The following is a 24837-nucleotide window of genomic DNA, read 5'->3' on the forward strand; positions in this document are numbered from 1 at the left end:
CACCGGTTCGCGGGGAGCAGACGACCCGAGCACTGGGACGGTGAAGGACGCTCAGGGCCACCACCCGAGCTTCCGACCTCCCGAGAGCCATCGCTCGCAGACTTCACTGGCGAGCGGCCGAGTGCCGACGACCCATCTCTTCGACCCATTGGACCGGTAGGCAGACTGATGCGAATCAAGCGAGCACTCACGGCAGGCACGGCCGCCCTCACCGCGCTGGTCTTCCTCACCGGATGCGGCGGCGAAGACGACCCCCTGGCGGACCTCGGACTCCCCTCCGCCTCGGACATGGCCTCCCTTGCCTCCCTTATCAACGAGCATGCAGCCTGTCAAGACCTGGAGGACGACCCTGCGGACTGGGACTACATGCGGGACGAAGCCAGGGATCCGGCGTGGGGCATCAAGGAACGTGCCCACTGCTTCGACGAGAACGGCGACGACATCACGCTGTTCCTCCTCAATGACATGCAAAAGTTCCAGGATCAGAGCGCAAAAGCCGAAAAGCAGTGGGTGATCGGTCAGGACTTCGCCGTAGCCCCGGTGAGTGACGAGACGGGCCAGGCACTGGCCCCCAGCAAGATGATGTTTCTGAGCTGCCAGCCGGGCTTCACCACTCCCAGCGGCTACAAGAAGATCGACGGACTCGCCGACGGATGCGTCATGAGCAACTACATCCCGCTTGTCTGACGGCCACAGAACCCACCGCTTTCGCCGTTGACCTCATCCGTCTCCGATAGGACTTTCGATGCCCCCGCGTCACGCGCTGAGCCGTCGCATCCGAAATGTCGGCGCAGCCGTCCGCGCCGGCCTCTTTCTGGTGCTGGCGCTGATCGCCCTCACTCTGGCCGCTCCTAAATCCGCGTCCGCGGACTTCGCCTGCGACTTCACGGGGGACGAGAGCTACCACAAGGACTCTCCCGGCAGTAACGGCGAAGGGTTCATACCCGCGGTCCTTCAGTGGGGCTCCTCGCCATTCAGTGACCTCAAGAGCGAAAAAGGTTTGGTACCGGACGACTACACGGTGCAGTCGAAGGATGCGAGCAAGTACACCTTGTACGAGTTGAACGGGATGCGGGGCCTCAACTGGTCCATGACGTTCAAGGGCAAGGGCAACGCCGCTCAGAGCAACGGTGAATACGGCAGCGGGGCGGATGACTGTGAAGTCATGGCCTATGTCAACAACGGCATCGCGAACGCGGTCTTCTACGGCACCAAGGTCCTGACCCGGTTCTCCATCTCGGTCAAGGAGATGGCCTCCAACCCGAGCCCGTTCGCCGGCCTCTACGCGGGGCGTGACAGCGCCGTCACGACGCTCAAGACCCACGTTCTCAGGCCCGCGGTCCCGGTGATGATCGTGCTGGTCGGTCTCTGGGTGTTCTCCAAGTGGCGCAAGGGCGACATGCGGGAGGTCTGGGCCGGGATCTCCTGGACCGCGTTGACCACGATCGCGGTCATGGCCGTTCTGTACGACACCAACTACGACAAGTTCGTGTCAGGTGCCGACAAATGGATCGCAGAGGCCAATTCCACGCTCACCTCGACAGTGTTGTCCGGCGTGTCAGGTGAGCCCCAGCCCCCGTGCGACCTCGACGACAACAGAGGAGCGGTAGGACTTCGCCTCTCCAGTTGCGCGATGTACGACACACTGGCGTTCCGCCCCTGGGCGCTGGGACAGTTCGGAGAACCCGGCAACACATGCATCTTCAGGAACAACAGGGACGGATCGAACTCCGTGAAGGACGTCTGCCCGGAGACAGTCCCGACCACTCTTATCCCTGACAGCCCCGTCACGAAGTACGACTGCTATTGGGGAGCACCTGGCAGCCCTCGCTGTGCGGATCTTCGTGTACGTCAGGCCGTCACCCAGTCCACGACCAACGTCGACCCGACACGAGGCAAGGTCGACAAATTCGTGGAGTGGCAAGGAATTCGAAAAAACATAGCCGTCAGCGAAGACGCTCCGGACAAGAGCATCTACCCGGTGGCCTTTGACGACTGGACGGGCAAGAACGCCACCGACCGCGTGGGTATCGCTTTCTACTCCCTCGTCGCCGCCTTCATCGTCGGCGTCATGGTCCTCGTCCTCAGCGCGCTCACCTTGCTCTGGCACGCGGTCACGCTGATCTTGATCATCATGCTTCCCCTGGTTGCCACACTCGGTATCCATCCTTCACAGCAGAAACTGCTCAAGGGCTGGTTGGAGACGTTCGTTCACAGCTTCGTGCTGCGTGCAGGGTTCGGAGTGATCTTGACGCTCCTGCTCGTCCTGTACCAGATGATCCTTCCGGCCCAGATCGCTTTGGGTACGCAGCTGTTGATGCTGGTCCTGGTCACTGCTGCCGTGGTCATGATGCTGAAGAAGCTGCTCGCCGGGAACTTCAGCCCCGAGTTCGCGGGCGGCGGCGGTGACGCGCTGGGTATCCGGGAGGCGGCGAGCGGGGGTAGCGACAAGATCGTCGCCAAGGGCGAGAAGTCCATGCTGAATGCCCCCAAGACCAGCGGGAGAGTCGCGGGCACGGCAGCCAAGGGCACGGCCTGGGCGGTGGACCGCGCCATCTTCAAGGGCAAGGGGCGCGGCAAGATGCAGGAAAAGGGCTGGCTCGGCCAGTCCAAGCGCGAGCAGAACCAGTCCGCCTACTGGGCGAAGGAGGACGCACGCGCCGCCCGAGCGGACAGGGCAGCAGCCCGCGCGGCGAACAACACCAACACGCCGTCACCCCAGCCGGAGCCGGAGCCGGAACAGGAGCCGGAGGGGCAGGATTCCGCCGGCTCCAGGCGCAGCGGCCGCGTCAGCGGTTCGAGCGGCGCGCAGACCCAGCAGCCGTCGCCCAGGCCCGCGCCGAGCCCCGCGCCCACGGCACCGGCACCGGCACCGGCACCGGCACCGCGCAAGGAGCCTGAGCCGGAACCGGCACCGCGCCGGGTCGCTCCGGCGGATCCGACTCCGCCCTCACCGCGCCCGACCCCACGGGACCCGCGTGACCCGAGCGGTCGCGTCTAGCCGCCCCTGTCCTCCCCCGGCACACCATCCACTCCGAGGAGCCAGCATGCCCGCCTTGACCGCCGACCGCACCCCCGACCAGTTGGTCGGGGAGATGCAGCGGCTCACCGGCGTGGACTGGCCCACGGTGTGGGCGGGCGTCCCCGCGGACGCGGAGAAGCGCGCGCACTGGTGCGCGGGCTTCGGCTGGCACCCCCTGTGGTTCCAGTCCGGCCTGCGCGTCCGCACCTCGCTGGGCAGCCGCCTGCACCTCGTCTCACCCGGCCCGACCCTCCCCGTGACCCGCGCCGAGTACACGCTGTGGGCAGCCCGGTCCCGGGACCTGTCCGAGAACGACCAGGTCACGGATCTCTCTGAGATCCGCTGGCAGGCCCACTTCGACGCGCTGCGCGGCTACCTGGGCAACCCGACCCACCACAGCACGTGGGACAGCCCGGACTTCCCGGAACTGCCCGGCCCACAGCCCTGGCCCGACGCACGCTGGCGCACGGAGCACCAAGACCCCCACCGAGTGGCAGTGTGGCGCTTCCTCCCGCCCCACGCACCCCTCGTCGAGCTGCGGATGACGCTCGGCGCGGTCACCCCGCACGGCCCGGTCCCGGCCGATGCGAGGATCGTGCTGGCCTGCCACGACCCAGCGCACGTGGACGCGGAGCGGCAGGCACGGCACGGGTGAACCGGAGCCGTCCGGAAGACGAGGAAGGCAACAGACGATGACGACCCTCAGGATCGACCGCAGCCCTGAGCAACTGGCTGAGGAGCTCAAGGGCCTGGAGCACGTGGACTGGCCCGCAGTCTGGGCGGGCCCTCCGAGCCCCGGACAAGCGTTGGACGATTGGTGCGCGCTGTTCGGCTGGCGCCCTCTGGCCGGTGAACGGATCCTGAGCGTGCACAGTGCGACAGGGCAGCGTATGGCGCTGTACCCCGTGCACAGTGGTGGATGGGCGCCCGTGAAAAACCTCAACTGGACTTCCTGGCACCTGCGGGCCGACAACGCGGACGAGAACGACTTGGTGCTGGGACGGGCCGCCGAGGCATGGAGTGCGTTCGAGGCGGCAGCCCGCACCGTGCTCGGCGAGCCCGTCTTTTCGGGCAGTTGGGACGACCCGACCTTCCCCGAGCCCCCGATCGAGCACCACTGGCTTGTTCAGCGCGAGGACCGACTGGAGGACATGGACCCCTACCGCATGGCCGTGTGGCCGGCCGCGGGGCCTGAGGATCGCGTCACCGTTCTCACCGTGAACCTGGGCATCTCCCCTCTCCCGGGCGAGAAGCGCGGCGCCCTCATCAACATCAACTGCTACCCGCCGGAGGACGTGTGAGCCAGGACCAGCTGGCTGATGAGGTCGTCGCAGAGGCCCGCACCCGGCACGAATTGGCCGTGCTGGACACAGGGATCTCTGACACCAAGGCCAGGAAGATCCTCAGAGACTTGCGGGCAGGTGCTCTGGAGTCAGGCATCAAAGCCGAGGACTTCAAGGAGAAATTGCCTTCCTACCTGGTCAGCCTCATCGACAAGATGGATGTCGAACTCCCCGCCCCGGACACGAAATCCGCCTTCTGGTCCTGGATCCTCGACAAGCACCCGGGGCTGGGCCAGGGCGAATGTATCCCCAGCATGCACGTCGCCGGAGCCTACGCCGACTTGGAGGCGGGAGACACCAACGCCGTTCGATACCTGGAGGGCACGCCCGGCGGAAAAGAGCTGAGCGAACTCTACTTGTGGGACCAGGCTCTCCATAACGTCCTGGAAATGGACGAGGCTGAAGGCAAGGCCCTGGCATCCGGCGCATGGGACGCGCTCTCCCAGCGGTACGCCGCGAAGACCGAGAACGAAGCACTCTTCTTCATGGCCGAACTCAACCCGGCCACCGTCGCCTACCAGACGGAATCCCGACAGCTCCGCCAGGACGGCAAGCTCGGCATCATCAATTTCATGTACCCGCCGCCGCTGGACAAGTACACGGGTCTCGCCCCGGAGACCCAGGAGTTGCTGACGTCCCAGGCCGTACGCGCGCAGGTGCACACCTTCGGGTACGACGAGAACGACCCCAAGTACACACCGCTCACCAAGGCCGGCCACCTCGACCTGGATCACGTGAAGTCGCTCCCCACTCCAGAGGCCCAGCGCGCCGCTGTCCTTGAGGTCTGTGCCCGCGTGGCGGCCATGGACGGCCCCGCACGAGCCGCCGATGTCGAGAAATACGTCGAGGAGATCAAAGTCATCCGCCCGGACCACGAGGTGACCCTACCCAGCTCCACCGACCTGGCATGGGCGCACGCAACCCGCGCGAAGTCCGACCCCGTCGTCAGCACTCACGGTGCCTTTCTCCCCGGCGTCGAGGTGAACGCCCGGACTGGCCCTCAGCCACTCCAGCCGCACGAGACCTCGGCGCAAGCCGTCGCAGGTGCCCAGTTCATGCCCGGAGTCGCTCTGAAGCCCACCCCCTACCAGCCCCTTCCGCCGCCCCCGCCCCCGTCTCTACCGCCCTCGAGCAGACGCCCGCCGTCGGCATGGGAGAGTGACCGGTCCATTGAGCCGCACGCAGCGCCCTCGCGTCGGCACCCCGGTAGGTACCGACGCCCCGCCCCCGTCCCGCCTCCGCCGCCTCCTCCACCAGGACAAGAACGACCCCTGGGCAGTCCGCCTCCTCCCCCGCATCGTCTTCGGCCTGGCCGGCGCCTACACCCTCTTCATGATCGCCTCGCAGAGCGGCTCGTCCTTCGTGATGGTCTGCGCCGTGCTGCTCCTCGGCGGAGCCCTCTGGCTGCTGCGCCGCCGTACCCAACTCCTCCTCGCCCTCGCCTCCACGATCCTCACCGCCGCCTTCACCGGCTACTTCTCGGCGGTGGGTGAATCGGCCCGGATGACCACGAGCGCGGCCGTCACCGGGACCGCCGCCTTCGGCTACTGGGCCCTGACCGGCATGGCCCTGCTCGGCGCGTGGATGGTGAAGGAGCACCCGGGCCGGCGCGGGGTCACGGTCGTGCTCGCCGATGTGATCTTGGTCATCGGCTCCGTCGTCGGCATGTTCGCGCCAGAGGCGGGCGTGCCCATCGGTTTCGTGGGCGTGCTCGGGGTGCTCGCCGTGCGCGGCGCATCCGCGAAGGCCATGGCGGCCCGGGTCAGCAGGCTGGGCCAGGCGATACGTCGGCCGCGTCCTCGTGACGCCCGGAAAACGGCGGACAGTTGAGGCTCTTGTGAACGGTTCGTCGCGGCACTGTTCGTTTCCGGCCAGCACTTTGCACATGCGTTGCAACAGTTTGACAATGTGTTCTAGAGTCCCCCGCGATCACGGATCACCACGGGGGCTATTACTCATGCGTATGGCGAGCCATACGACGCTGGCCAGGCTGCCCGCGCGACCCGCCCGCAAGGCGGTCGCCCGGGAGGCCCACATACCCGACGCGGCTCTGCCCTGTCGGCGTCGGCCGGACGTCTTCCAACACCCGCTGCTGGACAACTCGGAGCACCCGTACGGGCTCCACGGCCCGGACACCCCGATGACGGCGGCACCCGGCATCCCACCCGATCAGCGCCGCCAGCACCTCGTCCTCCTCCGCACCGCCCGCGACCTGTGCGCCTCCTGCCCGCTCTGGGCGGAATGTCTGCAGGACGCCGTCGCGTACGCCGAGCCGTACGGCTACACGGCGGCCACCACCCGGGAGGACCGGCGCGCGCTGCGCCGCATGCTCGGCCTCGGCGACGAGAACGGCGACCTGCCGGCCCACGCCGCGGTCCGCTTCGACTCCGGCTCGCTCCCCCGGCGCCTCACCCGGCTCAGGTCCCGCGCCGACGAGTCCTCGGCGACCCACTCCGGAACCCGTCGGCCGACCGCTCCGGACCTTCCCGAACTGGAGCGGATCCTCGACGCGTTCGACCAGCTCCAGGGACTTCAGGGTCAACTGACCCATGATCAAAGCATGTTGAGGGAAGGCCCGCCGCGCGCCGCGTTGCCATCACTGTTGCAATCGCACACCACCACACAGCCAACCCACAGACAGACGGCCCCTCCTGGCGGGCCGTCGCACACGTCCCGACCGTCGAACGGCAGGAGCGAGGAACCCATGGCAGCGGCCGAGGCCGGGCAACGGATCACCTTCTCGTACGAGGATCCCGCCCTGGCCGTACGGGAGGCCGTGCTCGGCCCGCTGGTGCGCTCCGCCCTGCCCGCGCTCACCAGCCTCGAACAGCTCGTCACCATGCTGGCGTGCATGCCCGGCGGCGCCGACCCGGCCACCGAAGCCCCGCGGGACCTGCCGGCCGTACGGGAAGCGGTCGAGTCACTGCTCCCCGACAACGCCGAAGCCCCCTCGGACGCCGACGGAGCACCCCTCCCTCCCCGGCGCCCCCTCACCGGCTCCGTCTCCGTCGACCTGGCCACCACCGACCCGGTGGCCGCGCTCCGCCGCGACTTCCTGGAACCGCTGCTGCGCGAACTCGCCGCCACCCTCGCGAACATAGAGAAGGTCGCCACCATGCTGGCCGCCGCCTCCGACGACACCGGCGACGCCCGCCTGGACACCATCCGCACGGCCGTCCGCGAGATCCACGACCGCCTCCCGCGCCCGGTCACGCCCACGGCTCACCCCCTGCACGGTGGCCATCCGCCCGTGAGGACCGCAGCGGGAGCAGGAACGGGACAGACCCGCCGGGCCCCCTCCACCCCCAGCATCCGCGCGGCCGTCGAGAAGGCCGTCGCCGGCTTCCCCGGCGCCTTCTCCGCCCGCGACGTCCTGCGCGCCCTGCCCTCGGGCGTGTACGGCGACCCGTCGAAGACCATCAGCAACGTCCTGTCCGCGCTGGTCAAGTCGGGTCGCCTGCAACGTCTCTCACGCGGCACGTACGCTCGCGTCCTGGACGCCCTGAACATCGAGGACGTCCACGACGTCGACGACACCATCCTCCCCGAGCGGGGAGAGGCGAAGAGCGCCTGACCTGAGCCGGAAGGAACACCAGCCCCCGATGACCGAACCGATCCCGAGCCAGGGTCCGGCACCCTCAGCCGCGTCCGACGCCCAGGTCCACGTCTTCTCCCCCAACGCCGGCCTCATCGACGGCGTCCCGGTCACCGCCCCGCCCTACGGCGACATCCAGGACGTCGTCCTGTCGATCCTCCAACAACGCGCCCAACAACTCGGCGCCCCCACCCCGGCGACGATCACGGACAACCGCTACGGCGGCGCGATCCGCCTCCTGATCCACCCGGACGGGACGACGGAACAGTTGGACTGAGCCGACGGGCTCGGTACCACCATCGGCCCGGACTCTCACGAGGCCGACAGGTGTGGGAGCGGAGCGACGTGCTTGGTCTGCTCCCGCGTCGGCACTCCGTCGAAAAGCGGTGTGCGGGTACCGTCGAGTCGGCCCAGCGATGTGCCGTAACGGTCCCGGAGCCAGCCTCTTCCACGGCACGCCTCTGAGGGATTTCGTCAAACCGTAGCCGGTCTGGGCGCGGTCAGACGGGCAGCATCCGACGACGCGTCGGCCCACATGCCCGGGCATCGGCGCCGGCGGCGGACGTCAGGCCGTCGCCGGGGGCGCCCCGTCCTCCAGGTGGCGGTAGAACTCCCGCCACTCCTCGAAGGCCGCCTCGAACCACGGAACCCCCGCGGCGAGAGGTACCAAGTGGCGGCACGTCTCACGGTAGTAGGAACGCCGCTTCTCGGGCCGCGGGTGCGTGTCGAGCCGTTGCACGTTGCTGAACCGGTCCGCCAGCTTGAGCAGCAGGACCTCCGGCGGGGCGGATCGCAGGCTCAGAAGGTAGCGGTCACGCACCTCCGCAGGATCCTCGTGTGCCTCGGGGTTCGGCTTCGTCACCCAGCCCACCCACTCCTCGACCCGGGGGCCGAACCGCTCACCGACCTCCTCGGCAGTGCGGTCGGTGTCCTCCACGACGTCGTGGAGGACGGCCGAGACCAGCAGGTCCTCGTCGTGAACACCCGCGCCCGAGACGAGGATCTCCACCACCTCCAGGAGGTGCTCCACATAAGGCTCACCGGCAGGCCTCTTCTGATCCCCGTGGGCCTCTTCGGCGAACGCGACGGCTTCCCCGAGGCGCTGCGCCGACACCTCAGGAGCGAGCACCGCCAAGTGTCGACGGGCGGTGTCCCAGTCGTGCCACGCGCCGAACACCCGATGGGTCAAGACGACTCCTCGTCCGCAGCTTCCAGCTGCCTCTTGTATTCCGCCCACCGAGGCAGGGTCGACGGCACCTCGCCGGCCTTCGCCCTGCGGGTCTCGAATTCTCCGGCGATGCGTCGACGCTGGATCTCGGTGAGGGCTTCGTTCCTGATCGACTTCATTTCCGCGGGAGACTCACACTCCCTCTCGTCGATGACGAAAGCAGCGAGCATAAATCCGTCCGCGGTCCTTCTGCGGAACGTCGAGATCATGACGAACTTCGACCCTGTCTCATCTGTCACGGGTACCTCCTGCGAGTCTCTTCCTGATCCAACGCCGCCGCTTCTGCCTGCATCCTACGCATCACGTCGCGCTCCGCCGGAGTCGTTTCGATATGCGACTTGTACACGGTGTTGTGCTCAAGGTCGGCGGCCACGGAAGCCCGCTCTGTCGTGAGCTGGAGTTCGTATGTGTACGGTTTTCCGCCGACCTCGATGGCTACGACCATGGGAATGACACGGTAGCTCGGATTCCCGCTCTTGGGCTCCGCGTACATGTTCTCGACCTCCAGTAGGCGCCCGCCCTCACCGGTACCGAAGTGCCCCTTGGCCTTTTCAAGAACGGATTCGAGCTGGGCGGTGTCCTCGACGGTGATTCTTGCCCCCACGGCATCGATGACGTCCCCGATCTCGTAATCCGGGCGGGCTTTTCGACCCTCGCTCCCCTCTGTCATTCTATTGACTTTGTCGACCAGGCCGTCTGCGGATTTCGTGCGGATGCTCAATTCGGCATCGTCGGCCTTCTCGAGGAGGCTCGTCACGTCCTCGTAGACGGCCGGCTCCACCTCGTTCTGCAGCCTCATGCCGTAGTCCTCCAGGGCGTCACGGTCGCCGTCCTCGATGGAGGCTCCGAGGGCTCGCACCGGGTCGTCCGACTTGGCCTGCTCGACGTATGCGTTCTTGCGGGACGTCCCGTCGGGCTCGAAGTTCACCTCATGCTCCACGGGCTCGAACAGGGGTCCCCGCCCGGGATTCTCCGACCTGTACTCCTCCAAGGAACGCCCTTCCAGGGTCTCGCCCTCGGCGAGCTCCTGAATGATCTCCAGAGTCCGTGCGCCCCCGCCCTCAGGATCTTTCAGGTTCTCGATCACGTTCAGCCTGTTCGCGTCGTCCGCACCGAGCTTGGTGATCACCGAAGCCACCTCGGGATGGCGCTCGCCGAGGGCCTCTGCCACGTCGGCCAGCGGGTTATCGGACTCGTCCCCCGACTCCGGAGCGTCGGCCGCGCCCCCCTCGCCGTCCTCCGCCGACGGTGCGGCAGGCTCGTTCACATCCTCTGCCTCGGCGGTGTCCGGCGCCTCGTTCCGATCCGCGGGCTCGTCGGGCTCGTGGGTACCCTCGGCTTCGACAGCCTCGATGGACTGGGCCGACTCATCGGGCTCATCGGGCTGATCGGGCTGATCGGGCTGATCTGCCCCTTCCGACTGCTCAGCGTCCTCGGCAACCCCGGGCGATTCCTCGCTCCCAGACGGTTCGGATTCTCGCGGATCCTCACTTCCCTCCGAGGCCTCAGGCTCTTGGACAGCCCCTTCAGCCTCCTCGGGCGCTTTGGGTGTCTCAGATGCTTCGCTCCCTTCGGGCGCTTCGAAGTCCTGAGGCTCTTCGGGCTCCGCCCACGAATCCACAGGCTCCATTGACGCGGGGACCGTCAGCGCCTCTGCGGCGAGCCCGGCGTCGTGTCCCTCCTCCGCCGCGTACAGCTCACTCACCAGACCTCACTCCACGCGGGACAGAACCACCGTCCAGTCGCCGCTCGGGAGTGGAGGTGCTCGATGCGGTCGAGTTTCCCCAAGCAGGTCCAATGGTGCTCACATCGCACCGCTCAAGTCGGCCACGGGGATGTTCACGGACGCCGAACCACCGGGGTTCAGCCTGAGGACGGCGTCCTCAGGCAGGCCTGGCAGGAGTTCACGGAAGGGGATCTGCCGCAGTTCTCCTGCTGAGTTCGCGGCCTGGGAAGAACTCGTGTGGATCACAATCGGTGAGACGTGCTGCACGTCAAGGCCCACGTATACAACGGCGTCCAGCAGGGCACGTCTCAGATCGGCCTCGGAGCCATAGCCGACCGCCGCCAGCTGAATGGCCGCGTCCACCGGGTCGGTGGGCTCCGCCATCCCGAGTGTGCGAGGCGAGGGACGGTAGTTGGGGTTCTTTTTGAATTCTCCGGTGAGCCGACCCTGCGAATCGACCTTCCAGGCACCAACCACGCCGTACGGCGGAACCTCCCCGTTCGGGTCGAAGTACGAATCGATGGCGTAGACCCAGCCGTCCGGCTGGGCGGCGGCCTGGGCACGGATCTCGTCGGTCACCGGAGGAATCCGCACCCCCACGCCTTCATTCATTTCGGCTCCCCTGACGCTGCTCGTGCGCGATCCGTTGTGCGTTCACCGATACCAGCCGTGCGTGATCCGCGGGCGGTACGTCGTCGAAGATGTCCACGGTCGCCGGACGGCCGCCGCCTGCCCAGTGGTACGCCCGTCGGCCACCCCCCATCTCAAGGGCCATCCTGCTGGGATAGACATCGATGCAGGCCCCTTCGACCGCCGGCTTCAGGCCGTGCTGTTCCAGGTCTTCCCGGACCTGCGCCAAAGCCTGAAAGAGGTTCCAAGCCGTGTGACGTGACGACAGTGAGCCGCACGTGACGCGGACCGTGTAATCGGATCCCTTGAACTCGGCCAGAAGCCTGCCGGTCTTTTCCCCGTCATGTGCGACCAGAGAGATCTCCTTGTCGTACAAGACCTCAGTTGCCTCGGACACGCTCACCCTCGGGTATGTAGTGTGGATTCGAGATGGGTTCACCGAGCTCGCCGGTTCCGTAATCGTAAGGAGCGGCGGACTTGACGTACTCGCTGCGCACCCCGCCGGGGAAGGCAACCTCTTCCTCGTACGAGAGCGGATGGGCACCGAGCGTCTTGTTGACGTCGATCCCTCCGGGTGCGTCGATTTCGTAAGTGTACTTCCCTCCGAAATCGTCACCGATGTCCTCGCGGTACGACGTACTCACGAACGCTGACGGGTCATCCTCCCGCACGTATTGACGTAGATCTGTATTCGAGAGGTCTCGCGCTTCGAAGCCGTTGGCGAAAATCTCAGCCGGCTCGCGGTTGTCGCTCCGGTAGAGAGGTTCCTGGCCTTCGCGCCAGACGACGTCCACTCCGAGCTGGCTCAGATCAACATCTCGGTCCTTGGCCACAGCAAGGCGATCCGGTTCGGGGGGCTCTTCCGGCTCCCCCTCGTCAGACGGCCCATCACTTGAGTCGTACGGGTCGTGGGCGGCATCGATCACGGCAGGTTCAGCGGGTTCGCCGGTTTCGTCCGCCTGCCAGGACGGGGGACCGTCAGCCCCCTCGTAGGTGAGTTCCGTGGCCGAGTGAGGATCCTCGCCCTTGATCTCACTCATTCCTTGCCCCCTTGTCCTGCCCTGTCCGCGGCTTCCTGATCACTCGTTCGAAGCAGCCCAGCGCGCGCCCGAAGCGCGATCCCCACTCCTCCGACGGATCGGAGCACCCGACGATCTTTTCCAGCACGGAAGGCGTATACCGACCGTGGTAGTACTCCCGCGTCTTCGTTCCCTTCCGCGCCCTGAACCGGGGCTCACCCACCGGACACGGATCCTCCCCGTCGAGCTGGCCGCGCATCATCGCGGCCACATGCTCGGCCAGCGCCTCCGGGGCCGTGGGCGCGCCGACGCGGCTGTGGACCGCGCGGTCGACCGCCTGGCCGATCGCGCAGCTCAACAGACGGCGGTCATCATCGGTAGCCAGGTACGGGGCGAATGCCTCTCGCATCGCCTCCCCCGGCAACGGCGTCGTCCACCCCAGCAGATGGGCCGCCACCGCCATCTCCGCCCACAACGCGATCCGGAGCTCCGGCTGGTCCATCAGCCGCTGGGCCCTGCGCAGGTCGCGGAGGGTGCACGGTTCAGGGGTGCAGCAGGGGCCGCACGCGCGGCTGCGCTCTCCGGTGAGCGCGGCCGCCGACGCCGGCCGGATCGCCCCCGCGTCCTCACGGTCCGTCCCGTCCCGCATGCGGACCAGCAGCGGGTAGTCCATACCGTCCGTGAAGACGGCGGCTTCGCCCGGCCGCAGGGTGACCAGGTACTCGGACTGGGCCGCCGTGATGTTCATGGTCGCGCCGACCGCCTCGCGGTCGTCCTGGGCGGGAAGGCGGTGGACCACCTTGGCGGCGGTGTTCTTGATGACGTCCGGGAGGAGCTTGGAGGGAATCTGGTCGGCGATGACCAGGCCCTCGCCGTACGCGCGGATCTCGGCCAGCAGACCGGCGAACATCTCCACCGCGTGGGCGCTCGCGCCGCCCTCCTCCGAGCGGCGGAGCAGCCGGTGCGCCTCCTCGAAGACGCTCAAGTGCCGCAAGGGGAAGGAGAGTCGACGGGTCACGCGCTGTTCCATGCGCAGGTACTCGACGAGCCGGATGAGGATCGTGCCCATGAGGAACGACTTGTCCTTGTCGTCGCCGACGTCCTCGATCTCGAAGACGACGTTGCGGCGCAGGAGTTCACCGAAGTCGAGCGGGCGGCCCCCCTCCAGGAATCGTCCCGTCGTGCCGAGCCTCAGACTGGCCAGGCGGATCTTGATGAAGCCCTGGACGTTGTCGGCGACCTCCTTGCCGTAACCGATGTCGGTCACGACCTTCAGGGCCGTGTGCTCCAGGTCCTCAAGGGTGGGGTAGCGGGGCTCGGTGCCGGGCACGAGCGGTTCGCCGAGGGTGAGGTCCCAGCCCAGGTCCTCGTAGCAGCGGGTCAGCGCGGCACTCAGCACCTGCGGGAACGGTTCCTGCGGGTCGAAGGAGGCCAGGAACAGGGCGCGCACCATGTCGAGGTGCGTCTGGAGGGGGAAGCGCTCACCGTTCGCGAACGCCGAGGGCTCCAGGGGATTCAGGCCGGCCGGGAGGGCGTCGGGGTCGCCGGGTTTGATGACGACGACCTCGCTCGTGTCGCCGAGCCGCGCCGACATGAACCGGTACTCCGCCTTCGCCGGTTCCACCACCAGCCACGGGATGCCCGCATGGGTAGCCGCCTCCAGCATGCCGCGCACGGTCTGCGACTTGCCGCCGCCCGTCGCCCCGCACACGAAGGTGTGCCGGTTGAGGGTGGAGCGGGTCAGTTCCAGGTCACCGACGGGGCTGCGGTTGCGGTCGAGCACCGACCCGAGCCGGACCGGGGGCGGGGTGTCGGCCGTGACCGGACGGCCGGTGGTCTCGGGGGTGACGTCGAACTCCGGGCGCAGCGCGAACCGCACGCCCGGTATCTCCTGCGCGGGGGGCCGGGCCAGAGCTGCCAGCAGATCGGATCCGGCGTGGAAGGGGTACTCCTCGGGGGCGGGGAGAGCGCCGCCGAGCGCCGTGGGCAGGTCCCCGACCCGCCCGGTCGGCCGGAGCGCGTAGGGCAGCCCCTCCAGGTCCGCCGAAGCGCAGACCAGCGCGGCGACACGCGCCGCCTCCTGCGACGTACGGCCGCCCGCCAGCAGGCGTATCCGCCACAGTCCGGTGGCCGCCGCCCTGGCCAGGTCCTTGTGCCGTCGCTCCAACCGGGCGGCCGCGATGGCGTACTCGGGCGAGCCGTCCGCCTTGGACATCGCGCGGCGCTGTTCGTCGGCGATGTCGCCGGTGAGGTCGTCGAGTTCGTCGGCGGGCACCGGTTCGGCGAACACCATCCAGGCGAAGGGCTCCTGCCACACCGCCAGGAGGCAGTCCTCCAGGCTGGGCCGCTGACGTGCGGCGCCGCTCCCCCCGGTGTTCGGCTCCGCGTCGACGAGCAGCCCGTCGGTCACACCCGCGACGGCGCTCCAGTGCGGGAAGCCGGCGAACAGGGACGCCGCGGTTCCCGTCGGCTGGGTCAGACCGCGTGCGCCGGCGGGCAGTCGCAGCAGAGTGCTGCCGCCGTCGGCGTCGGCACGGCCGCCGAGCAGAGCGCTCCCTCCGACCATCACGTCGATGGGCCGGTCCGCCGCGCGGCGCGCCCAACCGACGAACACCGCACCACCCGTGGGGTCTTCGGAGCGCCGTGCGTGATGCGCGGAGACCAGGGCGGCGAGCCGCTGGGCGTGCAGGTCGTCGCCGGGACCGCCTGGCCGGTCGTCCGTGAGGCGTTGGCGAGGGACCTCTCGCAGCAGGCAGGCGTCCATGTCGAGGAAACGCTGCCATGTGCCGCCGTACGGCGTGGTGTTCATGGGGTACGGCCCGCTCTCGCTCGCTGATCGGCGCGCAGCCGCGGCCGCTGTGTCCCGACCGGATACGACTGGCCCGCGCGTCCGCGATACCGGGCCGGGCTCACAGGATGCGGACGGTCAGGTTCTTTGCCGCGCCGCTCCACGGCGGCACAAAAAGCAGCCCCTTTGCCGTGCCGCTCCACGGCGGCGCAAGAAGCGGCCCCTTCGCCGACTTCACTCCGGCAAACCGGCGGACCGCCCCAGTTGCCGGAGTTGTCAGCCAACGCGAATAAACGTGCATCATCGCTGAGTTGACCAGAATCGTGCGCAAGCAGTGCGGTTCGCAACGTCTCCCCCGTTGTCGATCTTGCGCCTACACCCTAGAGCCGGTCGGGTCCCAGGCCAAGCCTTGCAACTGTGACTTCGTTACCGGTGGTTCCAACTGGACTCAGGGGGCGAATTCGTGCAGCATGTTTCGGCTGCGAATCAATGACTGGCTGCCGCTTCGGCGGTCACGGGGGCGAGTTCACATCACCAGAGGCGTACGTGCTGCCGCCCTCGGGACGGTCATTTCTCAACTGTCCACATGTGGCTGCCTTTTCGGCCCACTTCCTTCCCAGGGCGGACCTCTTACGTGACCCATCCCGTCGATCCGCACCAACCGGGCCGGCCGGTCGGCCCCGGCCATCCTCCCCAGGGCGACTTCCCCCACGGCTACCCTCCCCCCGGCCAGCCGCACCAGGTGCCGCCCGCGTACCAGGCTCCGGATGCACCGCCTGCCATGCCGCCGTACGGTGCCCCGGCCCAGCCCTCGCAGGCGTACGCACCGGGCCCGGCCCACCCGCCTCCTGCGCAGCCGCCCTACCAGGCGGTTCCACCCCAGCAGGCGGTTCCACCCCAGCAGTTCGCGCCGCCGCCGTATCAGCCTTCGTATCCGCCCCCGCACGCGCACCCGCACCCGCACCCGCAGCAGCACCCGCAGCAGCCGCACTATCCGGCGCCCCCTCAAGCGCCTCAACAGCCGTACAGCACACCGCAGATGTCACCCCAGGCACCCCAGGCACCCCACCACCCGCTGTACGCGGCTCCGCAGGCACCGCTTCCGCAGACGCCCCAGCCCGTGCACCACGCACCGCCACCGCCCCCACCACCTGTGCCCGCCCCCGTCTCCACCACCCCCGGTGCCGAGTTCCCCGCCGCCCACGCTCCGGTGGGCACCCCCGAGGTTCGCCGCGGAGCCGACTCCTCCTCCGTGACCACCCTGCTGCTCAACCTCCCCCTCTTCCTGGGCAGCCTGCTGGTGATGTTCCTGATTTCGCTGTCCATGCCGAGCGGTGTGGACGTGGCGTTCGTCGTCGCCTGGCTCGCATCGGGTGCCCTGGTGTTCAACCGGCCGACCGAACGCGGCCTGGCGAAGCTGTACTTCAAGATGCGTGAACCCCTGGGCAGCGAACTCGCCGTACTCCAGCCGATCTGGTACGAGGTCACCCAGCGGGCCGGCGTCGACGGGTCCAAGTACGACCTGTGGATGGAGGACACCGACGAGCTGAACGCCTCCGCCGCCGCGGGCCACATCGTCGGGGTCACGCGCGGCGCCATGCGCAGTCTCCCGCCCCAGCAACTGGCCGCCGTGCTCGCCCACGAGCTGGGCCATCATGTCGGCGGCCACGCGTGGGCCGGGCTGCTCGGCCACTGGTACGCCGTGCCCGCCCGGCTCGTCATGAGTGCCCTGCGGCTCGTGATCCGCGTCCTCGCCGCGATCTCCGAGATCCTCGCCGGACTGTTCGTGATCTTCCTCGGGATACTGGCCATCGCCCTGCTGTTCACCTTCCCGGCCGCGCTGGCCCTCTACGCCGTACCGTTCCTGCTCGCCTGGTCCGGGCGCCAGGGTGAGCTGCGGGCCGACCGGTTCGCGGGCCTGATCGGCTACGGTCCGCTCCTGGTATCCGTGTTCACCGCGTGGCACGCGGCGGGAGCCGACGACGACCGCCGCAAGCAGCGAACGATGGCGCGCCTCATGTCCACACATCCGCCGCTGCACAAGCGCATACGCGCGATCGAGACCTTCGTCGCCTGACCGGCCTGGAGCCCTCCCATGACGATCGAGAACACCGAGGCCGGGCAACTCGGCCCGTATCAAAGACTGTTCGACGCCGGCCAGCGCGTCGCTTGGACCTACCGCGACCCCGAGTCGCTCCGTCAGCCGTTCGTCGAAGCCGAGCCGCAGCGCACGGAGCTGGACGGCAGCTACGAGAACCGTGTGCAGGCCGCCAGGCTGGACCGCAAGGACCGCATCAGCTCCGCGCTGAGGATCGGCATCGTCGTCGCCGTGGTGTTCTACCTGCTGAGCCTTCTCTTCACGGTGATGCTCACCATCGGCGGTGTCATCGTCGGCATCCTGGTGGTGCGCGCCCTCTACGCCTCGTTGCGGTACACCGCCGCCACCCGTGCCCGCACCGCCCAGGCGAAGGCGCTGGAGGAACGTTTCCAGAACGACTGGCAGGCGTGGCACCAACGCTGGACACTCCACGAGGCCCAGCAGACGCAGTGGATCGCCGGCCTGGACGCCTGGGGCGCGCTGCCCTTCGGAGCGGGCACCCGGCGGCTGGACGTCTTCGGCGGCAGCCAGCGCGGTCGCGAGGGCTTCCTCACGGTCTTCGGCGCTTCGACGCTGCGCCAGCGGCCGCTGATCGTGCTGGACCTGACCCAGGCCCTGGTGTGCCGTGAGCTGTCCGTGCTCGCCGAGGCGGGCGGCGTGCCCGTGGACGTGCAGCTGCTGCCCAGCCGTATGGCGGAGAGCGGCATCGTGAGCGGGCTCGCGCCGCACGAACTGGTGCAGGCCCTGGTCGAGGCCATCCACGGGGACAGCCCCGAGTCGGCCCGGGCCGATCGTGCCGTCTACACCCGGATCCTCACCCAACTGTGCGGCGCGCTGGGCGAGGACGTGTCCCTGGCACGGCTCGGTGCCGGGCTGCGCGTCCTGGTGGGTGAGGCCGACGACGCCAAGGCGCTCAGCAGGGAGGAGCGCAACCGCATCGCGGACGATCTGTTCAGCGACAAGAACAAGGACCAGCTGCGGGACAGCCTCATCCGGCTGGCGTCCTTCGTGCACCCACTGGAGCAGCTGGGAACGGCCCGTGAGGGGCGTGGGCCCGGCTATCTGACGTGCGTCGCACTGGACTTCGGCGCGGGTTCGGCGAGCGCGGAGCTGCTGGCCGACCTCGCCCTGCAGAGCGTGATGCGGCGGCTCTCCTCGTTCCAGGAGGAGGCCCCGTGCGTCGTGGTGATGCTGGGCGAGCAGGGCCTCCAACGTCGTCACCTCGAACAACTGGCCCAGGTGTGTGAGCGTCGGGGCGCCCAACTCACGTTCGTGCACTCGCATCTGCGGGACGCCGGCGAGGAGCTCATCGGCGGCGGAACGGTCGCCTTCATGCGGCTCGGCAACCACCAGGAAGCCACGGTCGCCGCCGACTTCCTGGGCCGCCACCACTCCTTCGTCCTGCACTCGCTGACGGACACCGAGGGCCGGACCGTCAACACCTCCGTCGCCAAGACGATCGGCTCCTCCGTCAGCCGCGGCACCACCACCAGCCACTCGGAGACGTACGGCCGGAACTGGGGCAGCAGCAGTTCCACGACCTACCAGGGCTGGTTCAACCCGCTCTCGACGTCGGACTCCACCAACTCCGGCGGCAGCTACAGCGAGACGACCGGCACCTCCACGAGCGTCACCCACACCACGAACGAGTCCACCACCCACACGACCGGCGACAGCGACAGCACGAGCCTGGCGACCGGGCGGCAGCGCGTCTACGAGTACGCCCTCGAACCCACACAGCTCCAGTCGCTCGCCGAGTTCAACCTGCTGGTGGTGGAACGGCAGCCCGGCGGCGCCGTCCAGGTGCACGCCGGCGACTGCAACCCCAACGTCGTCCTCCTGGACCGGGTGAGCACGCAGCCGCTGCCCCGCTTCGACACACCGCCGCAGTACATCCCCGCTCCCGCCATCACCGCCGATCAGGCGTATGTCGCTCCGCAGCAGCCTTACGCCCCCGTACAGACCCCGGTGGCGCCCCAACAGCCGTACACCGGGGCACCTCAACAGCCGTACGCTCCGGCTGCCCCACAGGCCCAGTGGATGCCCCCGGTCCAGCCGCCCCAGTCTCCGGGCAGCTGGGCCCCGGGTCCGCCGCCGAACTGGCCCGGTCAGCAGTCGGGTGGCTCTCAGTGACGAAAGGCGAGGAGGAGTTCGACGAGACGTTCGTCCGGCTTTTCCAGAGCGCCACGCCGTCGGCGGCGGCAGTGGTCGCCGACCGGATGGGCGCACAGGGCCGTCTGCACCTTCTGAACCAGCGGCGGTACCCGCCGCCGGAGGGATTGCGGTGCGGCAGCGCAATTACCAGGACGCGGCTGAGACGCAGCTCTCGACGAGACAGAGCCTGGTCGCCGCCGCCACGATCGCTGCCGCAGGCCGGTTCGACCTGCTGCAGTACGTCGTCGACCGCTGGCGTGTCCGCTATCCGTGGCTGGACCACAAGGACGAACGGAAGCTGTACGAAGAGGCCATTCGCCTGCGTTCGGCCGGGCCCATCGAGGAGAGGCTGGCGGAGCTGAGCTGAGCTGTCGGTCCGTCACGACAGATACGTCACCGCAAGCAGGGGGTGGCCAGGGAGGAGCCCTGACCACCCACCGGCGTCACGGCCCTGCGGCCGGACTCCCTTTCGCCGTCACTCCCTGTCCGCGTCCGCGGTCATGATGCGGACGCATTCTTCGAGCGCCCCGCACAACGCCGGTACGAAGGCGGCGAGTTCGGCGTCCGAGGCCCTTCCCGCCTCCAGCACGGCACCCACCACCGTCACCAGCACGGCGGCGGCCTTCAACGCGTGCACGTCGGCCAGTGCTTCGAGGAGGCCACCGGGGCACGTGTCCGCGAGGGCCTCCCGGCCGGTCACCGGATCCACACCGAGCCTGCGCAGCCGCGCCCCGCTCATACGGCCGCCTCCCACGGGCAGTAGTCCTGCCCCAGCGTCGCCAGAACCGCCGCCCGACGACGCGCCCGCTGAAGCCGCCGCCGATCGAGTTCGTCCCGCTCGCACTCCCAGAGGACGACGTACGGCCGGACCAACGGCAGCCCATCGACCCTCCCCGACACGGAAGTAGCCGCTTCCCGTCGGGGCCGCTGTACGTTCGGCGTCCACCATACCCGTGGATAACCGCAGATAACCACGGATGCACGGAAAGCCATGGTCACCCACGCTAGATTCATGGATCTTGACCGTACGCGCCCGCTGTGGCGGCAGATCGCAGCGGAGATCATCCGGCGCATCGAGGACGGCACCTACCCACCGGGAAGCCGGGTGCCGTCCACTCTGGAGATCGCGCAGGAGTTCGGTGTGGTGAACGCGACTGCGGCGAAGGCCATGCGGCACGTCCGGGAGCAGGGCTGGACGCGAGGCGAAGTAGGGCTGGGGACCTTCGTGGCCGACCAGTTGCCGCCTGCTTCCGGGGAAGCGCCAACCGCGTGAGCCCTGACGGCAACATCGACCACGGCGCGCCACTGACCCCATACCGGCAGCTGGCAGGGATCCTCCGCGCTCAGATTCAGCGCGGTGACTGGCAGCCCGGGCGGATGCTGCCCAGCGAAGCCCAGCTCGTGCAGCGGTACGGGATCGCCCGGACGACCGTGCGGCGAGGGCTCGGCCTGCTGGCCGACGAAGGCTGGGTGGACGCGGTACCTCAGCGGGGCTGGTTCGTCACCGACACCCTGCCGCCCTCTCCTGAGACGCCCGCGTCCCCCGCATAGCGAACAGTTCGGCGGGTCACTCCCCGGAGTCGGTGCCGCCGGGCCGGGTGCTGTGCCTGTCGATGTTGGCGAGGCCGCACACCACGGTCGAGCACCCCGGGCCCCGCCTGCCCGTCGAGGCCGTACGGATCTGGGAGGACCAGCTCGCCACCAGGGGAGACGTGGTGAACGGCCACGCCCGCCTGCGGCTCGGCCGCGACGGCGAACTCCTCGCCGAGATCCAGCGACCGGCGGTGGACGGCAAGGATGCCCCACCCCCCGCTGTGGGTGGCCTGCGACGGCGTCCCGAGCATCGCCACCGGTCTGACCCCCGAAGTCGTCCCCGGCATGCCACGCGGGGACCACGCCGTGGAGAGCCGCAGCGAGGCCGTGCGGCTGATCGGTGACCGGTTGCGGGAGTTGGAGGACGAGGGCCTGCCCCACGCGGGCGAGCTGCGGGCCTGGCTGACCCAGGCAGAGCGGGGCGGTGCGGACGCCCGCACGGTACTCGACGTCCTGCCATCGTCACCGCTGATGGACGCCCTCACCGCCGACCTGAGCCCCGGCAAGGCCCGCATCGACAACTGCTTCGGCGCGGCCCCGAAAACGGCCACGAAGACGGAGCCGGAAACACCGGCCGGAGGCCCCGCGAGCGCCACCCCGCCGCAGCCCACCACACCCACCGCCGACCGAGCCGCACCCGACATCCCCCTCTGGGAAGTCGGCATGCGTCCACGCGGCACATCCGGCGTGCCCCGCCCCACCACCCAGCAGCCCCGGCAGCTGCCGCCCGGCCACGAGCGCCCCGGCCCAGGGCTCGGCGTGGGCGACTGACCGGGGCCCCGAGGACGTCACCGGAGCGGGCCGGAATTCAGTCCCGCTTCGGCCCCGTGATCGCCTCGCCGATGACGAAGCCCTTGGCCGGCCCTTCCGGGATGACGACCTCCGTGCCGTAGGGGACACGGTGGATGTCCTCCCAGTCCGCCTTCTCGGGGCTCGGTCTGGTGAAGAGCGTGACAGCGCCCCCGCCGTCGTAGTCATCGATGGTGACGTACACCGGAATTCCCGCGCGAGCGTACTCACGGCGCTTCCTGATCCGGTCGCGGTCCTGATTGTGCTTGCCGGGAGAGACGACCTCGACGATGAGCCGAACGGCTGAGGCAACAATGCCCAGGCCGTCAGCGGTCACGTACCGTTCGCTGTCCCGCGGCACAACGAACAGATCCGGTACCCACACGCGGCCTTCGTGGATGATGTTCCCGTCCTGTCTCGCGACGAAGTCACCACCCCTCAGGTGATCGGCCAGGTCGTCCCGGAAGAGGTTCACCGTCTGACTGTGCGAGTGACGGCCGGTGGGCGACAACTCGATGGCTCCCTCGATGATCTCGGCTCGGTAGCCCTCGGGGAGTTCGATGGCCTTCCATGCCTGCCACACGACTTCGTCCAGTTCGGAAAGGGACGAGACCGGCTCGGGATCGGTCCTGATCTCAGGCATGGCCTCCGGCCTCTCATGCATCAGCGCGGTCATGGTGTGGCACCTCCTCTCAAGTGTGGGCTTGGCGTGCTCAACCCACAAGCAACGCCGCCACGCTAGGCGGCCACCGTGGCTCACCTGCGAAAACGGCTCCACTTCACTCGAACTGGTGACGCAGCAACGATTCGCTCAACAAGCCCTGGCTCTCACCACCCCCTTCGCGCCCCTCCTTCCTCCCCCGTCTCACCCACCCCGTACAACCATCCCCCCACCCCAATCGTCTGATCGTCGTCGGCGGTGTCCCCTGCCGACGACGATCGGCATCCCCTGAAGGACCCCATGACCTCAGTCAGACGCTCGACGGCGGCAGTGGCGGGCGTAGTCGTGTTCGCCGCCGTAGGCGGCCTGCTCGCGGTGACCGCCACGTCCGCGAACGCGGCCGTCACCTGTGCCTCCCCCACCTTCAAGCGGCAGCTCTTCGCGAACACCACCTTCTCCGGTACGCCGAAGAAGACGGACTGCGACGCGGAGATCAGCGAGAACTGGGGCACCGGCGCACCCGCCACCGGCCTGCCGTCCAACAACTTCGGCGTCCGCTGGACCGTGACCCGCGACTTCGGCTCCGGCGGCCCCTTCACCCTCTCCGCCACCGGCCTCGACGGCATCCGCGTCTACCTCGACCCCGGCACCACCGGCGCCCGCAAGATCGACCTCTGGAAGAACGGCACCACGACCGTCTCCAAGACCCTCAACCTCACCATCCCCTCCGGCAAGCACACCCTCCGCGTCGACTACGTCAACTGGACCGGCTCCGCCAAGGTCAACTTCACCTACACACCCCGCACCTCCGCCACCATCGACAAGGTCGCCCCGCTGACGCCGACCGCCCCGACCGTGGCGTACGACAAGGCCACCGGCAAAGCCAAGATCGCCTGGTCCAGGAACAAGGAGATGGACCTGGCCGGATACCGGGTCCTTCGTCGCCCCGCGACCAGTGACAGCTGGAAGAGACTGACCGATACGGCAGCCGGCTCCTCTGCGTACACCGACGCCACTCTGGCGAAGACCGGTGAGACGTACGTGTACGAGGTCCGCGCCTACGACAAGGCCGGCAACGAGTCGGCCGGCAGCGCGGACCGGTCGGTCACGACGGTCGACCGGACCCCGCCCCCCGTTCCCTCCCATGTCGAGGCGACCGATGGGCAGCCGGGGGTCACGCTGGCGTGGAACGCCGTGCCGGGCGCGGCGTACCACCTCGTCCACCGGCGCTGGGACGACGACGGCGGCGACAACCCCGTGGTCCAGGTGGCGAAGGTGACGTCCACCTCCTGGCTCGACACCACGGTGAAGGAGAACCTCGACTACAGCTACTGGGTCACCGCGGTCGACGAGGCCGGCAACAAGTCAGCGAAGTCCGCGGGCACCCACGTCTCGCGGGGTGATCACGCCCCTTCCGCGCCCACCGGTCTGACCGCGACGACGAAACCGGCGGCCGGCATCGGGTTGACCTGGCAGGCTCCGAAGACTCCGATCGCCCAGGATCTGTCGCACTACCGGATCTACCGCGGCAACAAGCTCGTGGACACGGTGCGTTCCACGCAGACGTCGTTCGTGGACTCCGGCGTTCGACACGGCCTTACGTACACCTACACGGTGACCGCGGTCGACTTCGCCGAGAACGAGTCCGCCGCCTCGGCATCGGCCACGGCCGTGGCTCCCACGGCCGGCCTCGCCCCGGCGGCCGTCACCGGCCTGACCGGGGCCATCGTCGGTCAGGATGTCGAGCTGACATGGCGAAGCAACCCCGAGGCGGACGAGGTGGACCACTATGACGTCTACCGGGGCCAACTCGTCGACGGCACCTGGCAGTACGAGCTGTGGAACTCGGTGCACGCGGGATGGACGGACCCCGATGAACCCCTGAGTCACGTCCAGGAGTTGTACGGCTCTCGCGGCGAGACCGTCCGCTGGGCGGTCATCGCCGTGGACATCCATGGCAACTCCCGCTTCGGCACAGGCGAGGAGTTCTCGTACGTCACCTTGACGGAACCGGTCGGCGCACCGGACGCGTAACGCGCGCTCCCTACGAGGAGGCGGCCCGATACCTGGGCGCCTGGGGCCCGGACCTCGACCGACACACGCGCCCCACGGCCCCGTACAACCAATCCCCCACCTCAGCTGTCTGTTCGTCGGCGGTAGGTCCCTGACCGCTGACGAACAGGCACCAGGC

The 24837-nt window shown here is 68.6% G+C and carries 26 protein-coding genes; 14 read left to right on the forward strand and 12 right to left on the reverse strand.

Going from position 1 to position 24837, the window contains the following annotated elements:
- Positions 1–168: 168 nt before the first annotated feature.
- The 4 genes from K1J60_RS19935 to K1J60_RS19950 are packed head-to-tail and all read left to right on the forward strand — an operon-like array spanning position 169 to position 4323.
- Positions 169–687 carry a hypothetical protein gene (locus K1J60_RS19935; protein WP_220647389.1) on the forward strand — a complete coding sequence of 173 codons (519 nt, stop codon included), beginning with the start codon at positions 169–171 and terminating at the stop codon, positions 685–687.
- Between the two features lie 58 nt (positions 688–745).
- The gene (locus tag K1J60_RS19940; protein ID WP_220647390.1) at positions 746–3001 is read left to right on the forward strand and encodes an ECF transporter S component; all 2256 of its coding nucleotides are present in this window, start codon (positions 746–748) and stop codon (positions 2999–3001) included.
- Positions 3002–3047: 46 nt separating this feature from the next.
- Positions 3048–3677 (forward strand): hypothetical protein, encoded by a 630-nt coding sequence (locus K1J60_RS19945; RefSeq protein WP_220647391.1) that lies wholly within the window; start codon positions 3048–3050, stop codon positions 3675–3677.
- 37 nt (positions 3678–3714) lie between these two features.
- Positions 3715–4323 carry a hypothetical protein gene (locus K1J60_RS19950; RefSeq protein WP_220647392.1) on the forward strand — a complete coding sequence of 203 codons (609 nt, stop codon included), beginning with the start codon at positions 3715–3717 and terminating at the stop codon, positions 4321–4323.
- 131 nt (positions 4324–4454) lie between these two features.
- Here the strand turns inward: K1J60_RS19950 and K1J60_RS19955 are convergent, their stop codons facing one another.
- Entirely contained in the window at positions 4455–5240 is a 786-nt protein-coding gene (locus tag K1J60_RS19955) for a hypothetical protein (RefSeq protein ID WP_220647393.1), read from the reverse strand.
- 295 nt (positions 5241–5535) lie between these two features.
- On the opposite strand from K1J60_RS19955, the gene K1J60_RS19960 reads away from it, so the two are divergent.
- The 3 genes from K1J60_RS19960 to K1J60_RS19970 all read left to right on the forward strand — a co-directional run bounded on the left by K1J60_RS19960 (position 5536) and on the right by K1J60_RS19970 (position 8237).
- Positions 5536–6195, forward strand: coding sequence for a hypothetical protein (locus tag K1J60_RS19960; RefSeq protein ID WP_220647394.1), 660 nt, complete (start codon positions 5536–5538; stop codon positions 6193–6195).
- A gap of 133 nt (positions 6196–6328) precedes the next feature.
- Positions 6329–7939, forward strand: coding sequence for a WhiB family transcriptional regulator (locus K1J60_RS19965; protein WP_220647395.1), 1611 nt, complete (start codon positions 6329–6331; stop codon positions 7937–7939).
- 28 nt (positions 7940–7967) lie between these two features.
- Positions 7968–8237, forward strand: a complete 270-nt coding sequence (locus K1J60_RS19970) for a hypothetical protein (RefSeq protein ID WP_220647396.1) — start codon at positions 7968–7970, stop codon at positions 8235–8237.
- A 288-nt stretch (positions 8238–8525) separates the two neighbouring features.
- Here K1J60_RS19970 and K1J60_RS19975 read toward each other — a convergent pair whose 3' ends face one another.
- The 8 genes from K1J60_RS19975 to K1J60_RS20010 all read right to left on the reverse strand — a co-directional run bounded on the left by K1J60_RS19975 (position 8526) and on the right by K1J60_RS20010 (position 15682).
- Positions 8526–9149: an HD domain-containing protein gene (locus tag K1J60_RS19975; protein ID WP_259407806.1), complete on the reverse strand. Its 624-nt coding sequence runs from the start codon at positions 9147–9149 to the stop codon at positions 8526–8528.
- Positions 9146–9427, reverse strand: a complete 282-nt coding sequence (locus K1J60_RS19980; RefSeq protein ID WP_220652001.1) for a hypothetical protein — start codon at positions 9425–9427, stop codon at positions 9146–9148. The genes K1J60_RS19975 and K1J60_RS19980 overlap by 4 nt, the downstream gene beginning before the upstream one ends.
- Entirely contained in the window at positions 9424–10893 is a 1470-nt protein-coding gene (locus tag K1J60_RS19985) for a hypothetical protein (RefSeq protein WP_220647397.1), read from the reverse strand. Before K1J60_RS19985 ends, K1J60_RS19980 begins: the two co-directional genes overlap by 4 nt.
- Positions 10894–10992: 99 nt before the next feature.
- Complete coding sequence (locus tag K1J60_RS19990; RefSeq protein WP_220647398.1) at positions 10993–11493, reverse strand: type VII secretion system-associated protein; 501 nt, start codon at positions 11491–11493, stop codon at positions 10993–10995.
- Positions 11494–11518: 25 nt separating this feature from the next.
- Positions 11519–11947: a hypothetical protein gene (locus K1J60_RS19995; RefSeq protein ID WP_220647399.1), complete on the reverse strand. Its 429-nt coding sequence runs from the start codon at positions 11945–11947 to the stop codon at positions 11519–11521.
- A complete protein-coding gene (locus K1J60_RS20000; RefSeq protein ID WP_220647400.1) occupies positions 11925–12584 on the reverse strand; it encodes a scabin-related ADP-ribosyltransferase in 660 nt (219 codons plus the stop codon). The genes K1J60_RS19995 and K1J60_RS20000 overlap by 23 nt, the downstream gene beginning before the upstream one ends.
- Complete coding sequence (locus tag K1J60_RS20005) at positions 12577–15372, reverse strand: ATP-binding protein (protein WP_220647401.1); 2796 nt, start codon at positions 15370–15372, stop codon at positions 12577–12579. Before K1J60_RS20005 ends, K1J60_RS20000 begins: the two co-directional genes overlap by 8 nt.
- A 100-nt stretch (positions 15373–15472) precedes the next feature.
- Positions 15473–15682: a hypothetical protein gene (locus K1J60_RS20010; protein WP_220647402.1), complete on the reverse strand. Its 210-nt coding sequence runs from the start codon at positions 15680–15682 to the stop codon at positions 15473–15475.
- A gap of 708 nt (positions 15683–16390) precedes the next feature.
- Here K1J60_RS20010 and K1J60_RS20015 point away from each other — a divergent pair.
- The 3 genes from K1J60_RS20015 (at position 16391) to K1J60_RS20025 (ending at position 19970) form a co-directional block, all read left to right on the forward strand.
- Positions 16391–17428 (forward strand): M48 family metalloprotease, encoded by a 1038-nt coding sequence (locus tag K1J60_RS20015; protein ID WP_263013085.1) that lies wholly within the window; start codon positions 16391–16393, stop codon positions 17426–17428.
- An 18-nt stretch (positions 17429–17446) separates the two neighbouring features.
- Positions 17447–19582 carry a hypothetical protein gene (locus K1J60_RS20020; protein ID WP_220647403.1) on the forward strand — a complete coding sequence of 712 codons (2136 nt, stop codon included), beginning with the start codon at positions 17447–17449 and terminating at the stop codon, positions 19580–19582.
- Between the two features lie 151 nt (positions 19583–19733).
- Entirely contained in the window at positions 19734–19970 is a 237-nt protein-coding gene (locus K1J60_RS20025; protein WP_220647404.1) for a hypothetical protein, read from the forward strand.
- 108 nt (positions 19971–20078) lie between these two features.
- On the opposite strand, the gene K1J60_RS20030 is transcribed toward K1J60_RS20025, so the two are convergent.
- On the reverse strand, positions 20079–20342 hold the full coding sequence (locus K1J60_RS20030; protein ID WP_220647405.1) for a hypothetical protein: 264 nt from the start codon (positions 20340–20342) through the stop codon (positions 20079–20081).
- 273 nt (positions 20343–20615) lie between these two features.
- Between K1J60_RS20030 and K1J60_RS20035 the strand changes: the two genes are divergently transcribed.
- Positions 20616–20876 (forward strand): GntR family transcriptional regulator, encoded by a 261-nt coding sequence (locus K1J60_RS20035; RefSeq protein ID WP_259407807.1) that lies wholly within the window; start codon positions 20616–20618, stop codon positions 20874–20876.
- Positions 20873–21154, forward strand: a complete 282-nt coding sequence (locus K1J60_RS20040; RefSeq protein ID WP_220647407.1) for a GntR family transcriptional regulator — start codon at positions 20873–20875, stop codon at positions 21152–21154. Before K1J60_RS20035 ends, K1J60_RS20040 begins: the two co-directional genes overlap by 4 nt.
- 16 nt (positions 21155–21170) lie before the next feature.
- On the opposite strand, the gene K1J60_RS45930 is transcribed toward K1J60_RS20040, so the two are convergent.
- A complete protein-coding gene (locus tag K1J60_RS45930) occupies positions 21171–21305 on the reverse strand; it encodes a hypothetical protein (RefSeq protein ID WP_259407808.1) in 135 nt (44 codons plus the stop codon).
- A 95-nt stretch (positions 21306–21400) separates the two neighbouring features.
- Between K1J60_RS45930 and K1J60_RS20045 the strand changes: the two genes are divergently transcribed.
- Complete coding sequence (locus K1J60_RS20045; RefSeq protein WP_220647408.1) at positions 21401–21967, forward strand: hypothetical protein; 567 nt, start codon at positions 21401–21403, stop codon at positions 21965–21967.
- A 37-nt stretch (positions 21968–22004) separates the two neighbouring features.
- On the opposite strand, the gene K1J60_RS20050 is transcribed toward K1J60_RS20045, so the two are convergent.
- Positions 22005–22661, reverse strand: a complete 657-nt coding sequence (locus tag K1J60_RS20050) for a Uma2 family endonuclease (protein ID WP_220647409.1) — start codon at positions 22659–22661, stop codon at positions 22005–22007.
- Between the two features lie 285 nt (positions 22662–22946).
- On the opposite strand from K1J60_RS20050, the gene K1J60_RS20055 reads away from it, so the two are divergent.
- Positions 22947–24680 (forward strand): fibronectin type III domain-containing protein, encoded by a 1734-nt coding sequence (locus K1J60_RS20055; RefSeq protein WP_220647410.1) that lies wholly within the window; start codon positions 22947–22949, stop codon positions 24678–24680.
- Positions 24681–24837 lie beyond the last annotated feature (157 nt).

Origin of the sequence: Streptomyces akebiae (assembly GCF_019599145.1) — a bacterium.
In the GTDB taxonomy this organism is placed as follows: domain Bacteria; phylum Actinomycetota; class Actinomycetes; order Streptomycetales; family Streptomycetaceae; genus Streptomyces; species Streptomyces akebiae.